Origin of the sequence: Microbacterium sp. NPDC058062, assembly GCF_042885375.1 — a bacterium.
In the GTDB taxonomy this organism is placed as follows: domain Bacteria; phylum Actinomycetota; class Actinomycetes; order Actinomycetales; family Microbacteriaceae; genus Microbacterium; species Microbacterium trichothecenolyticum_C.
Genome location: NZ_JBHVSC010000003.1, coordinates 404788 through 417396, shown reverse-complemented (window position 1 = coordinate 417396; position 12609 = coordinate 404788). Strand labels below are relative to the sequence as shown.

Annotated in this window: 14 protein-coding genes; 5 read left to right on the top strand and 9 right to left on the bottom strand. The window is 71.2% G+C overall.

Annotation, left to right across the window (positions count from 1 at the left end; all coding sequences use genetic code 11):
• Nucleotides 1-127: 127 nt before the first annotated feature.
• From ACFVSU_RS11145 to ACFVSU_RS11135, 3 genes are all read right to left on the bottom strand, one after another.
• Nucleotides 128-2410, bottom strand: a complete 2283-nt coding sequence (locus ACFVSU_RS11145) for an esterase-like activity of phytase family protein (protein ID WP_387142345.1) — start codon at nucleotides 2408-2410, stop codon at nucleotides 128-130.
• 165 nt (nucleotides 2411-2575) lie between these two features.
• Nucleotides 2576-3052, bottom strand: coding sequence for an ATP-dependent endonuclease (locus ACFVSU_RS11140; protein WP_387142342.1), 477 nt, complete (start codon nucleotides 3050-3052; stop codon nucleotides 2576-2578).
• The gene (locus tag ACFVSU_RS11135; RefSeq protein ID WP_387142339.1) at nucleotides 3049-3936 is read right to left on the bottom strand and encodes a LysR family transcriptional regulator; all 888 of its coding nucleotides are present in this window, start codon (nucleotides 3934-3936) and stop codon (nucleotides 3049-3051) included. Before ACFVSU_RS11135 ends, ACFVSU_RS11140 begins: the two co-directional genes overlap by 4 nt.
• Before the next feature lie 112 nt (nucleotides 3937-4048).
• Here ACFVSU_RS11135 and ACFVSU_RS11130 point away from each other — a divergent pair, with 112 nt between their 5' ends.
• Complete coding sequence (locus tag ACFVSU_RS11130; protein ID WP_387142336.1) at nucleotides 4049-4984, top strand: aldo/keto reductase family oxidoreductase; 936 nt, start codon at nucleotides 4049-4051, stop codon at nucleotides 4982-4984.
• 103 nt (nucleotides 4985-5087) lie between these two features.
• Here ACFVSU_RS11130 and ACFVSU_RS11125 read toward each other — a convergent pair whose 3' ends face one another.
• Nucleotides 5088-5900 carry a shikimate 5-dehydrogenase gene (locus tag ACFVSU_RS11125; protein WP_387142333.1) on the bottom strand — a complete coding sequence of 271 codons (813 nt, stop codon included), beginning with the start codon at nucleotides 5898-5900 and terminating at the stop codon, nucleotides 5088-5090.
• Between the two features lie 96 nt (nucleotides 5901-5996).
• Here ACFVSU_RS11125 and ACFVSU_RS11120 point away from each other — a divergent pair, with 96 nt between their 5' ends.
• Complete coding sequence (locus ACFVSU_RS11120; protein WP_310286765.1) at nucleotides 5997-6452, top strand: GyrI-like domain-containing protein; 456 nt, start codon at nucleotides 5997-5999, stop codon at nucleotides 6450-6452.
• A 57-nt stretch (nucleotides 6453-6509) separates the two neighbouring features.
• Here ACFVSU_RS11120 and ACFVSU_RS11115 read toward each other — a convergent pair whose 3' ends face one another.
• Nucleotides 6510-7196 (bottom strand): type 1 glutamine amidotransferase domain-containing protein, encoded by a 687-nt coding sequence (locus ACFVSU_RS11115; protein ID WP_387142330.1) that lies wholly within the window; start codon nucleotides 7194-7196, stop codon nucleotides 6510-6512.
• A gap of 118 nt (nucleotides 7197-7314) precedes the next feature.
• Between ACFVSU_RS11115 and ACFVSU_RS11110 the strand changes: the two genes are divergently transcribed.
• Nucleotides 7315-8214, top strand: a complete 900-nt coding sequence (locus tag ACFVSU_RS11110) for a LysR family transcriptional regulator (protein ID WP_387142327.1) — start codon at nucleotides 7315-7317, stop codon at nucleotides 8212-8214.
• Nucleotides 8215-8277: 63 nt separating this feature from the next.
• Here the strand turns inward: ACFVSU_RS11110 and ACFVSU_RS11105 are convergent, their stop codons facing one another.
• Both ACFVSU_RS11105 and ACFVSU_RS11100 read right to left on the bottom strand, forming a co-directional pair.
• Nucleotides 8278-8457: a CsbD family protein gene (locus ACFVSU_RS11105; RefSeq protein ID WP_310286763.1), complete on the bottom strand. Its 180-nt coding sequence runs from the start codon at nucleotides 8455-8457 to the stop codon at nucleotides 8278-8280.
• Nucleotides 8458-8497: 40 nt separating this feature from the next.
• Complete coding sequence (locus tag ACFVSU_RS11100; protein WP_387142324.1) at nucleotides 8498-9256, bottom strand: YrzE family protein; 759 nt, start codon at nucleotides 9254-9256, stop codon at nucleotides 8498-8500.
• 161 nt (nucleotides 9257-9417) lie between these two features.
• Here ACFVSU_RS11100 and ACFVSU_RS11095 point away from each other — a divergent pair, with 161 nt between their 5' ends.
• A complete protein-coding gene (locus ACFVSU_RS11095) occupies nucleotides 9418-10230 on the top strand; it encodes an alpha/beta fold hydrolase (RefSeq protein WP_387142321.1) in 813 nt (270 codons plus the stop codon).
• Nucleotides 10227-10535, top strand: coding sequence for a SelT/SelW/SelH family protein (locus ACFVSU_RS11090; RefSeq protein WP_387142318.1), 309 nt, complete (start codon nucleotides 10227-10229; stop codon nucleotides 10533-10535). The genes ACFVSU_RS11095 and ACFVSU_RS11090 overlap by 4 nt, the downstream gene beginning before the upstream one ends.
• Nucleotides 10536-10612: 77 nt before the next feature.
• Here ACFVSU_RS11090 and ACFVSU_RS11085 read toward each other — a convergent pair whose 3' ends face one another.
• Nucleotides 10613-11050: a hypothetical protein gene (locus ACFVSU_RS11085; RefSeq protein ID WP_387142314.1), complete on the bottom strand. Its 438-nt coding sequence runs from the start codon at nucleotides 11048-11050 to the stop codon at nucleotides 10613-10615.
• 166 nt (nucleotides 11051-11216) lie between these two features.
• A complete protein-coding gene (gene adhP / locus ACFVSU_RS11080) occupies nucleotides 11217-12287 on the bottom strand; it encodes an alcohol dehydrogenase AdhP (RefSeq protein ID WP_387142311.1) in 1071 nt (356 codons plus the stop codon).
• Between the last annotated feature and the right edge of the window lie 322 nt (nucleotides 12288-12609).

Here is a 12609-nt window from a genome sequence, read left to right as displayed (position 1 = left end):
CCGTCATCGGCGTGTCGTCGTCACCGCCCCCGTGTTCCGGCACGAATGCGCGGGGGTCGGGGGAACGACGAAGGGCGGGGGATGCTGCGACAGCATCCCCCGCCCGGATCGGCGGCGTCGAGGCGGGTCAGCCCGCGAGCGTCACCGTGTCGATGGTCACCGCGGCGATGCCGGGGTGGTCGCTGAAGACGCCGTCCATGCCCGCGGCGACGAATGCGCGGATCTCGCCATCCAGGTCGCCGTACGCGGCGGGGTCGGTGCTCGAGCGGAAGTCGACGGGCAGGAACTGGTTCTCGGCGCGGAACGTCCAGCCGTGCACCGTGAGCCCCGCGGCGTGCGCGTCGGCGATGACCGCGGTGGGCGTGCCCAGGCGGCCGTCGGCGGTGCGCGGGATCATGACGGACTTCTCGAGTCCCACACCGTCGGCGTAGGTCGCGAGCTCGGCGAGGCCCGCCGGCGTCACGAGGTCCTTGTAGGTGCGCGTGTCGCCCGCGAGCGTGAAGTCGTACGGACGACCCGACGCGTTCACGAGCTGGGCGAGCGTGACGTCGGTCATGCCATCGAGCTCACGCAGGTTGGCGGTCTCGAAGCTCTGCAGGATCACCGGCGCGTTCGCGCGGTCGAGTCCGTTCGCCTTCAGCGCCGCGACGAGCGGCTCCTCGAGCGACAGACCGATCGAGTCGAAGTACGACGGATGCTTCGTCTCGGGGTACACGCCGACGGGCCGGCCGTCGCAGCTCGCCGAGTGGCGAGCGAGGTCCATGACCTCGTCGAGCGTCGGGATGACGTAGAGCCCGTCGAACGCGGTGTTCGCGGGACGCGTCTGGGGCAGACGCTCCTTCGCTCGGAGGGTGCGCAGCTCGGCGAACGTGAAGTCCTCCGTAAACCAGCCCGTCACCGAGGCGCCGTCGATGAGCTTCGTGGTCTTGCGCGCGGCGAACTCGGGGTGGGCCGCGACGTCCGTCGTCCCGCCGATCTCGTTCTCGTGGCGGGCGACGAGCACGCCGTCCTTCGTGGAGACGACGTCCGGCTCGATGTAATCGGCGCACTGGACGATCGCCGTCTCGTACGCCGCGAGCGTGTGTTCCGGGCGCGAGCCGCTCGCGCCGCGGTGCCCGATGAGACTGACCCTCGACGGCTCGATCTTCGTCTTGTCGAGGTCGATGATCGCGAACTCGGTGTCGTCGGGCGTGCCGGGGATGCGTGCGTCGTTACCGGGGTAGTTGTTGTCGTTGCCGATCAGCAGGCTGCCGTCCTTCAGCTGGACGACGGTCTCGAACGACTGCACGGGCAGCGAGTAGATCTCGCCGGTGCCGTAGCCGTCGCCCGCGCCGATGCCGTGCGGGTTGGCGATGCGGAGCGCGTCGAGCACGAGCGTCTTCTCGAGGTAGCCCTCGGCGTCGGTGCGCCGCAGGTCGACCTGGTACACGCGCTTGGTGACGGCCTGCTCGCCCTCGAAGTCATCGCGCTCGATGAGCAGCAGCACGTCGTTGCGCACCGTGAACGCGTCGCCGATCACGTTCGGCTCCTGATCGGTCTGGTAACTCCACGTGCGGCCGGTGTACGCGCCCGCGCGCGTGTCGAACTCGAGGATCTCGCGGCGGCGCACGTCGCTGTCGTCCGCGTACGAGCCCTCGACGACCGGGTAGAGGTAACGCCCGTTGACCGAGGCGGCAAGCGCCTCGAAGCCGCGGCTCGCGCGCACGCGCGGGGTCTCGCCGGCCTGCAGGTACGGGTTCTGCGGCGACTTGGCGCCGTCGAGCGCGTACGGCTTCTCGAGCAGGGTGCCGTCGGCGTCGAAGTGCAGCAGGAACGGGCCGAACTCTTCGCCGACCCAGAACGTGCCGTCCTTGGCCTTGACGACCGACTCGATGTCGAAGTCGGCTCCCGTGAGGAGGCGCTCGGCGGTGCCGTCGCTCACGATCGGGAAGTCGAGCACGTGGTTGCGGTCGTTGTACGACACGAACCGCTCGATCCGGATCTCGCCGGCGCCCCCGGCGGCGGTCTGCCACGCGGGACGCACGAGGTAGTTGCGCAGCAGGAAGTCGGCGGAGTTGCCCTTGGCCCCGAAGCCGTTGTCGGGCTGAGCCCAGAACGTGCCGTCGCCGTTGTCGATCGCGGCCGAGAAGCCGGGGATGACCTGCCCGTCCCACGGGCCGGTGCGGCCGTTGGCAGAACTGGCGAGAGCGCCGGACGCCGGACCAGGCTCGAGGTGATCGGCCGACAGGGTGGCCCGCGCGACGAGCGTCGGCACGTGCGTCTGCACGTACGGCGACTGCGAGTGGGGGGATGCGGCGGCGACCGGCTGCGCGTAGGCGGCCGTGGCGGGGAGGAGGGCGACGGCGGTGGCCGTCGCGGCTGCCGCGGCGAGAAGGCGCGGCAGGACGCGTCGTGTGGGGATTCGACTCATGCCCTCGACGCAACCGGGGGCGTTCGGCCGCGTGCTGACCGATCGCCGACCACTCCGCGACGGCCCGGTGAACGGGTGGCAAGCGGCGCGTGAGAACGATCTCACAGACGGGAGGACGGTGGATGCTGCCGCACAAGCCCTGATCAGGGCCCGGTGCGGTCGCCGTCAGAGCGCGTCGAGCAGCGCCGCCAGCGGCGGCGGTACGCGATCGAGCGGCACCGCCTCCGCGAGCAGGCGGGCGTAGCGCGCCTTGTTGCCGCTGCGGCCCCCGAAGAAGCGCGCGAGCTGCGCGTCGACCGGACGTTCGCGCTGGAACGGCTGGCGCTGCAGACTCCGGAACGACTCGAGCTCGCCCTGCTCCGCGATCACCGCCTCGACGCGCGCGACGCCGAGAGCGCGCACGAACTCGGCCTCGAGGTCGGGATCGCACACGAACACCGTGTCGAGCACGCGCTCGAAGTCTCTCCGCTCCCCCACATCGACGAGACCCACGAGCGGAACGCCGACGAGCTCTCCGGCCACGCGGCGGGCGCCCTTGGAGCCGCCCACGACACGGATCTCCGGCATCCGCATCCCCATCCGCGCGGCGAGCGTCTCGAGAGCGATCCGGTCGCTCTCGCCTTCGACGAGCACGACGGTCATGCGGCCTCGGCCTCGGCACGCTCCTCGTCGAGGATCTCGAGGAGGCGCGGTGCGAGCGAGGCGGTCCCCGCGATGAGGGTCGACACGATCCACTCCGGCGCGCCGGCGGGGACCGGCAGGGTGACGAGGCCCTTCGCCTGGGGCTTGTTGGCGACGTGCTGCGGCACGATCGCGACGCCGAGCCCGCGCACGACGAGGTCGAGCAGCGTGTGCACATCGTCGACGCTGCAGCGCACCCGCCGTTCGACGCCGTGCCGCTGGAACGCGTCGTCGTTGATCGTGCGCAGCGCCCACGCCGGCCGGAAGTCCACGAAGTCGGCGTCGCGGAGGTCCCTCCACCGCGACACCGGACGCTCGGCCAGCGGGTGGGCGGGCGGGACGATGAGCACGAGGGGGATCCGCGCGAGCTCCGCGACGGCCGGCACCGGCGCGGGGTCTGCGCTGGCGACGAAGGCGACGTCCAGCTCGCCGGCTGCGACATGGTCGACCAGCTGGTGTGACCCCGCCTGCACGAATTGGATGTCGACGGCAGGGTGGCGGCGGTGGAAACGCTCGAGGAGCAGGTTCACGTCGAGGGCCCCCAGGCACTGCTCGGCGCCGATGCGCAGGGAGCCGGCGAGCTGGTGCGACGCGCGGACGACCGCATCCCGTCCGGCGGCCGTCTGGGCGAGGATCTCGCGGGCGTGCGGCAGGAGCGCGAGCGCGGCCGGAGTCGGCTCGACCGAGCGCGTCGTCCTCTCGAAGAGCTTCGCGTCGAGCTCCTGCTCGAGCCGGCGGATCGCCGCCGACAGCCCGGACTGCGAGACCCGGCACCGCTCCGCGGCGCGGGTGAAGTGCCGCTCCTCGGTGAGAGTGACCAGGTACTCCAGCTGGCGGTGCTCCATGGCATATCCATTCGCTTCGATTCTCAATCGCAGAATATACAGTTGTTGGACTTCTTTGTGGGCGGTGCCTAACGTGGACCCGGCAGTACTGACCCGACCCGAGAGCGGACCCATGAAGACCATCGACCTCACCGGCGTCGAGCGTCCGGCACCCAACGTGGTGCTCGGCCTCATGCGCATCCAGGACCTCGACGACGACGCCGTGCGCACGCTCATCCGCACCGCCCGCGACGCGGGCATCGACTTCTTCGACCACGCCGACATCTACGGCAGCGCGCTGCACGGCTGCGAGCTCCGCTTCGCCGAGGCGATGCGGCTCTCGCCGTCCGAGCGCGCCGAGATCACCATCCAGACCAAGGCCGGCATCGTGGGCGACGGGCCGTACTTCGACTTCTCATACGAGCACATCGTCGAGTCGGTGGAAGGGTCGCTCCGCGCGCTCGACACCGACTACATCGACATCCTGCTGCTGCACCGGCCCGACGCGCTGGTCGAGCCCGACGAAGTCGCCCGTGCGTTCGACGAGCTCGAGGCCGCGGGCAAGGTGCGGGCGTTCGGCGTCTCGAACCACACGCCGCGCCAGATCGATCTGCTGAAGAAGTCGGTACGCCAGCCCATCGTCGCGAACCAGATCCAGCTGTCGATCACCCACGCCCCGACCATCGCGCAGGGCGTCGCCGCGAACATGCACGGTGAGGAGCAGTCCCTCACGCTCGACGGTGGCGGGATCATCGACTACTGCCGCCTGCACGACATCGCGGTGCAGGCCTGGTCGCCGTTCCAGGCGGGATTCTTCACCGGCGTGTTCCTCGACTCGCCCGACTACCCCGAGCTCAACGCCGTGATCGACCGGCTGGCTGCGACCTACGACGTGCCGCCGATCGCGATCGCGGTGGCGTGGATCACCCGCCACCCGGCGCGCATGCAGGTCGTGCTCGGAACGACGAGCCCCGAGCGCGTGAGCGGCGCCGCCGCAGGCTCCGACATCCCGCTCACCCGTGCCGAGTGGTACGAGCTGTTCCGGGCCGCGGGCTACCGCGTGCCCTGACCCGACGCCGGAATCGTCGAGCCGAGGCGTTTCCGCCGAGACCGAGGGCGACGTCCCCGGTCTCGGCGGGCATGCCCTGGCTCGTGGTCGGGTGCGGGCCGGCCTACTGCCGAGAGAACTCCGAGGCGCGCTGGATCTGGTCGAGCGTCGGCGTGACGCCGGTGTACCGCTCGAACTGCCGGGCCGCTTGCAGCGCGATCACCTCGGCACCCGTGATGACCGGGATGCCGCCGCTCCGCGCGGCCCGGATCAGCGGCGTCTCTGCGGGGTAGGCGACGACGTCGAACACGGTCTGAGCCGCGTCGACGTGCTCCTGTGAGAACGACAGGACGTGGGCGTCGGACCCGGCCATGCCGAGCGGGGTGACGTTGACCAGCACCGCGTGCCCGGGCGGCGGGTCGGTCGTGGTGCTGCGGTAGCCGTACTTCTCGGCGATCTGCGCGCCGGCCTCGGCGTTGCGCGCGACCACGGTGACGTCGTCGAAGCCCGCACCGCGGAACGCCGCGACGACCGCTTTCCCCATGCCGCCCGATCCGCGCACCAGCACAGGGAGTGCGGGGTCGACGGCGTGCCGCTCGAGAAGTTCGGCAACCGCCTCGTAGTCGGTGTTCGAGGCGATCAGGCGCCCGCCGTCGTTGACGATGGTGTTCACGGACTCGATCGCCGCGGCGGACGGCTCGATCTCGTCGACGAGCGGGATCACGGCCTCTTTGAACGGCATCGACACCGAGCATCCGCGGATGCCGAGCGCCCGCACCCCGCCGATCGCGGCCTCGATGTCGTTCGTCGTGAACGCCTTGTAGATGAAGTTCAGCCCGAGCTCGTCGTAGAGGAAGTTGTGGAACCTCGTGCCGATGTTGGAGGGGCGCGCGGCAAGGGAGATGCAGAGGACCATGTCCTTGTTCAGAATGGGCACGGTGCCATTGTGCCCCGCCGCCGATGTCCGACCCCTGGACCACGATGCAGGAGGCGAGACGCACACGCCGCCCCGACCCTCGAAGGAGAGCACAGGATGACCGCCATCGAATACCGCCGGCTCGAGCCCGTCACCGTCTATGCGGCATCGGGCGTCGCCCCGGGCAGCGAAGGCGTGCCCGCCGTGGTCGACCGCATCCTGCCCCCGCTGCACGACGCCCTCGAGGCTGCCGGCGTCGAGTACCGCGAGCCCGGCACGTTCTGGTACGAGCCGCTCGACGGCGGCGACCTGCGCGTGTGGGTCTCGTGGATCGCAGGCGACGAGCCGGTGGAGGGCGACGGCTGGCAGGTCGTGGAGCTGCCCGCCGCCGAGCGCTCCGCCGTCACGACCTACCGGGGTGAGATGAGCGGCATCGGCGAGGCGTGGGGCGCGTTCATGCAGGCGGTCGCGGCAGACGGCGGCGAGTTCGACGGTCCGTGCCGCGAGGTGTACCTGCAGGCCGACGGCCCGCAGTCCACGTGGGTGACCGAGCTGCAGCAGCCCGTCGCCTGACCGTCGTGCAGACGCTGGACGGATGCCGCGGGCCGCGGCATCCGCCCAGCTCCGGCGTCAGCGAGCGGCGAGCACCTCGACGAGGCGCTGGGCCGTGGCCACGCTCGACTGCGGGTTCTGTCCGCTCACGAGGGAGCCGTCGGTGACGACGGTGACCGACCACGGCTCACCTGACGCGACGACGGCGCCGAGGTCGCGCAACCGCGACTCGACGAAGTACGGCGAGGCGTCCCCGAGGCCGCCCTGGTGCTCCTCCTCGTCGGTGAAGACGGCGAGCCGGCGCCCCGAGAAGGCGAACGAGCCGTCCTCGCGCACCGCGCTCAAGAGGCCGGCCGGGCCGTGGCACAGCACGCCGACCACCGCGTCGCGGTCGACGGCGTCGACGAGGAGCCGTCCGAGGTCGGCATCGGTCGCGAGGTCCACCATCGGCCCGTGCCCGCCCGGCAGCGCGATCGCGTCGTACTCGCCGGTCGTCACGTCGGCGAGAGCACGCGGGTGCGCGAGCAGGTCGCCGATCGGCGCCAGGTAGGCGCGCAGTTCGTCGGCGGACTCCCCGCCGAGGCTGCCGGGGTCGACGGTGGGGCGCACGCCGTCCGGAGTCGCGATGTCGACCGTGTGACCCGCGGCGACGAGCCCACGGTGCAGCTCGACGAGCTCCTCCGCCCAGAATCCGGTCGGGTGCAGTGTGCCGTCGGTGAGCGCGATGGCGTCCGCGCCGGTGACCGCCATGAGTACGTGTGCCATGTCTTCTCCGTTCAGGTCGGCGACCCGTGCGAGCCGCTGCGGGAAGGAACGAGGCATCTATCGGCATCATTTCCTACCATAGTGTGCAGCCATAGATTTCTTGATGAATGGATGCCGCATGCAAGAGCTCGACCTGTTGCACACGTTCCTCGAGGTGCACCGGGCGGGGTCGATCACCGCGGCCGCGGCGCGCCTGGGCGTCAGCCAGCCGTCGGTGAGCGAGCGGATCGGCCGGCTCGAGGGCGAGCTCGGCACGCCGCTGTTCACGCGCTCGGCCCGTGGGGTGACTCCGACCCCTGCGGGCGATGCGCTGGCGGTGCGCGTCGCCGGCCCGGTAGACCGCCTGCGCGAGGTCTGGGTCGCGCCCGTCTCGGGCCCGGTCGAGGCGGTGCGGATCGGAGGCGCGAGCGACGTCGTCGCATCGAGGGTCATCCCGGCCCTGGCGCCGCTCACCGGCGAGGGCGTGAGCCTCGCGTTCACGCTCGGTCTCGCGCAGGACCTGCTCGCGCACCTCGCGGACGGCGAACTCGACGTCGTGGTGTCGTCGGTGCGGACGCCGGTGCGCGGCATCCGCTATCGCGGTCTCGTGGACGAGGAGTTCGTGCTCGTGGGGGCGCCGACGCTCGCCCGGACGATCGACCGGGGGCGCCTCGCGGCCGACCCTGCCGCAGCGCTGCAGCACCTGCCTCTCGTGGCTTACGACGCCGACCTGTCGATCGTGCGCAGGTACTGGCGCAGTCAGTTCGGCCATCGACCGGCCAACCCCGTGGCCGTCACGGTGCCCGACCTGCGCGGTGTGCTCGCCGCTGTGGTGGCAGGCGCCGGCATCTCGGCGCTGCCCCGCTACCTGGCCGAGCCCGCCATCGGCGCCGGCACCGTCGAGGTGCTGCACCGCTCGGCCGAGGCGCCGATCAACACCCTGCACCTCGCGATCCGAGCCGCTGAACCCCCGACGCCCGCCACCGCCCGTGTCATCGACGCGCTGACGGATCGGGCGCGCGACTGGGACGTCTTCTGACCGGTGCGCACGCACGACGATGCCCCGGGTCCGCCGGGAGCCCGGGGCATCGTCGTCGGCAGATCACCGGTCGTCGGTGAACGCGTCCTTGATGTCGTCGCCGGCCTTCTTCATCTTGGCGCTGGCCTGGTCGGCCACGCCCTCGGCCTGCAGCTTCTCGTTGTCGGTCGCGTCGCCGACCTTCTCCTTCACCTTGCCCTTCAGGTCTTCGGCATTGTGCTTGATGTCGTCATCCATACCCATGGGTGGATCCCCTTTCTCGTGGTCTTTCGTACGGCGAGGCTCAGGAGCGGACCCGGTCGACGCGGTCCACGCCGTCGAGGCCCACGCGGTCGACACGGCGGTGGTAGCTCATGCCCGCCATGCCGCCCAGGACCGCGGCGACGAGCGTGATGACCGCGGCGCCGATCGCGGTCAGGATGCCGGTGAGCGTGGCCGTGTCGGCGGTCACCGGGATGCGCGGGAAGATGTCGACGTTCGCGAGGATGTCCCACCGGCCGCCGGCGATGAGCGTGATCACGGCGACGACGATTGCGATGAGGATCGCCCACAGCCAGACCGCGAAGCCCTGCTTGGCGCCGCTGAACCGCGCCATGCGGCCGGCGACGTAGCCCCCGGCGAAGTAGGCGATGAACAGCACGACCGCGATGGCGATCGCGCCGATGACGGTCGCTCCGCCGATGTTGCTGGTCGCGGCCTCGGCGGCGTCGTCGACCGCCTGGGGCGAGGTGAGGCCTGTGGCAGCGCCGATCGCGGCGACCACGGCGGTCAGCGCGACGAGCGCGCCGAGTGCCGTGAGCCAGCCGAAGAAGGCACTGCCGAACTTGATCCCGCCGAAGCGCTCACGCTCGCGTCCGACGACGACGTCGCGCAACGACGCCTCGCGGGTCTCGGTGACGCTGTCGATGTCACGGGCGCGACGCGCCTCCTGGGCGTCCGGCACGCCGTCGCCGTCGCGATCGCGCACCACGTCGGCGTCGCGGTCGCGGTAGATGCGCTCGGTGTCGTCGGCGGCGATGCCGTCGCGGTTGTCGGTGCTCATGACGTGAACGTAGGGGAGCACGCCCTGACACTCAGCCCGGTTGATATCCGGCACGGTGCGAGGTAACCTGTCCGGCCTTTCCGCCCGGGCGGAAAGGAGTGGGGCCCTCCTGCGTCGTCCTGCTGCGGGTGAGCGCGCGGGCGCGGGAGCAGAATGGCGATATGGATGCCGTCGCCCCGATCCTGCGCACCGAGATGCCGCCGCCCAGCTACATCATGTCGGCCGAGGGGTACCAGCTCGCGACCTACACGTGGGGCGAGCCCGACGCCGACCCCGTGCTGTGCGTGCACGGGTTCGCGTCGAGCTGCCGCGACAACTGGGTCGAGACCGGCTGGGTGCGCATGCTCACCGGCGCCGGGTATCGCGTCATCGGCGTCGATCAGCGCGGCCACGGCGCGAGCGACAAGCCCGATGATCCCGTCGCCTACTCGATGAGCGCCTTCGTCGGCGACCTGATCTCCGTGCTCGACACGTATCTCGTCGACGACGTCCGCTACGTCGGCTACTCGCTCGGGGCCCGGGTCGGCTGGCAGCTCGCGGTCGACGCCCCGGAGCACGTGAGCCGCGCGGTGCTGGGCGGCATTCCGGACGGCCGCCCGCTCGGACGGCTGCGCATCGAACAGGCACGCGCGTATGCCGAGGAGGGCATACCCGTCGAGGATCCGGTCACCCAGAACTACGTGAAGCTCGCAGAGCGTGTGCCCGACAACGATCTGCGCGCCCTGATCGCGCTCGCCGAGGGCATGCGGTTCGGCGACGCCGACCCCGACCCCGAGCGGCCCCCGCGCCAGCCGGTGCTGTTCGCGACGGGCACGGAGGATGCGATCCTGGAGCGCTCACGGACGCTGGCCGCGACGGCGCCGAACGGCCGGTTCCTCGAGATCCCAGGGCGGCACCACTTCAACGCCCCGGGCTCGCGGGCGTTCCGGGACGCGGCCGCGGAGTTTCTGGCGGCGGAGGGGACGGGCTCATGACCCACCGCATCCGCGTCGTCTACTGCACCCAGTGCGCGTGGATGCTCCGCGCGGCATGGATCGCGCAGGAGCTCCTGACCACCTTCCAGGACGAGCTCATGGGTGGCGGCGCGACCCTCGAGCCGGGCACCGGCGGGATCTTCGAGGTCTACGCCGACGACGAGCTCGTCTGGTCCCGCAAGGCCGACGGCGGCTTCCCCGACATCGTCGCGCTGAAGCGCCGCGTGCGGGATCGCATCGCCCCCGGCCGGGCCCTCGGCCACGCCGATCGCGCCGCCGCGACCCCGCCCGCACCCGACCGCTGACGCGCGTACGACCGCGGGGCGCAGCATCCGTGTCGATGACGGATGCTGCGCCCCGCGGTGCGTCGGGCGCGCCGGGTTCAGGCCACGGCGGCCGCGACGAGCTCGGTGATCTTCTTCTCGACCGCGGGCGTCCACGCGAGCACCGCGAACCCCGTCGACCAGAAGTCGCCGTCGTCGAGGTGAGCGTTCTCGTCGAACTGGATGGTCGCGTAGCGGGTCTTGAACTTGGAGGCCGGCTGCGTGAAGACGACGACCTTGCCGGCCGCGTTCGCGTACGCGGGGAAGCCGTAGAAGGTCTTCGGCACGAGGTCGGGGGCGACCTCGCCGACCACCTTGTGCAGGCCCTCGGCGATCTCCCTGTCGGTGCCGTCGAGCTTGTCGATCGCCTCGAGGACCTGCTTCGTCCCCGCTTCGCGGCTCTTGCCCGCCTTGGCCTGGTCGCGCAGCTCCTTCGCGCGGTTCTTGACCGCCTCGCGCTCCTCCTGCGACAGTCCGTCGGATGCCGTCTTCGCCATGATGCTCCTCCTCACGCTCGTGGGCGCCTTCGCGTCCCGTGATCCTCACGCTACCGAGGCGCTCCGGAGGGTGCTTCTCCATTCCTGCTTGATCGTGATGGCCGTGGCACGACGCAGGGGCGAGGCATCCGCCCCGCCCCGCGCCTCCCGCGTCGCGCCGCCGCTGTCACTCGAACTGCATCACGATGCGGCCGTCGATCCTGCCGTGCTCCATGCGCTCGAAGATGTCGTTGATGTCGTCGATCGACTCCACCGCGACGGTCGGGTGGATCTCGCCCCGCGCATAGAAGTCCAGCGCCTCGATCATGTCCTGGCGCGTGCCGACGATGGATCCGCGGATCGTGATCGCGCGGAGCACGATGTCGAAGATGTCGGCGGGGAAGTCCCCCGGAGGAAGGCCGTTGAAGACGATGGTCGCGCCGCGGCGCGCGACGCCCAGCGCCTGACCGAAGGCCTTCGGGTGCACGGCGGTGACGAGCACGCCGTGCGCGCCGCCCGTCTGCTCCTGGACGACGGCGGCCGGGTCCTGCGTGAGCGCGTTGACCGTGAGTTCGGCGCCGTGCCGGCGGGCGAGCTCGAGCTTGGCGTCGTCGATGTCGACGGCGGCGACCCGCAGACCCATGGCGCGCGCGTACTGGACCGCGATGTGACCGAGTCCGCCGATGCCCGAGATCACGACCCACTCGCCCGGACGGGCCTCGGTCATCTTGAGCCCCTTGTAGACGGTGACGCCGGCACACAGGATCGGCGCGACCTCGACGGGATCGGCACCGTCGGGGATGCGGGCGGCGAAACGCTCGTCGACGAGCATGTACTCGCCGAAGCTGCCGTCGACGGAGTACCCGCCGTTCTGCTGGTCGGGGCACAGGGTCTCCCACCCGGTGCGGCAGAACTCGCAGACGCCGCAGGCGCTCCAGAGCCACGCGTTGCCGACGAGGTCACCGACAGCGAGCGACGTGACGCCGTCGCCGAGGGCGACGACGCGGCCGTACCCCTCGTGCCCGGGGATGAGGTCGGGCTTCGGGGCGACCGGCCAGTCGCCGCGGGCGGCGTGGAGGTCGGTATGGCACACGCCGGTGGTCAGCACCTTGACGAGCGCCTGGCCGGGGCCGGGCGTGGGGATGGGCACGTCGCGCACGTCGAGAGGCCGGCCGGGCGCGGTGACCACGGCTGCGCGCATCGTGCCGGTGGGGGTCGCGGTGCCGTGTGCTGCGTGCGAGTCGGTCAGGATCGTCATCGATATCACTTCCCTGGGGCGGGCGTTCGCCGCCCTCTGATGCGACGGTAGGCGCGCGTACGTTGCACGAGGTTGCGGTGCACCGGTCGCGACGCGAGGGTGCCGTTTCGCCAGGGTCTCTTGTGGCGAACCGAGACCAGGACTAGCGTGACGGGCGCTACGGACCGGCTTCGGCACCGTTCGGGGGTGCGCCGGCCCGCCGGGGGGCGATTCGCCATGTCTGTGCGACCGCGGGTTTTTTCTATCGGGATCGGGGCTCTTCTGGTCGGAGGGCTGTTCGCGTCGGGGCTCTCTCCTGCCGCGGCGGCACCCGTCGACGACA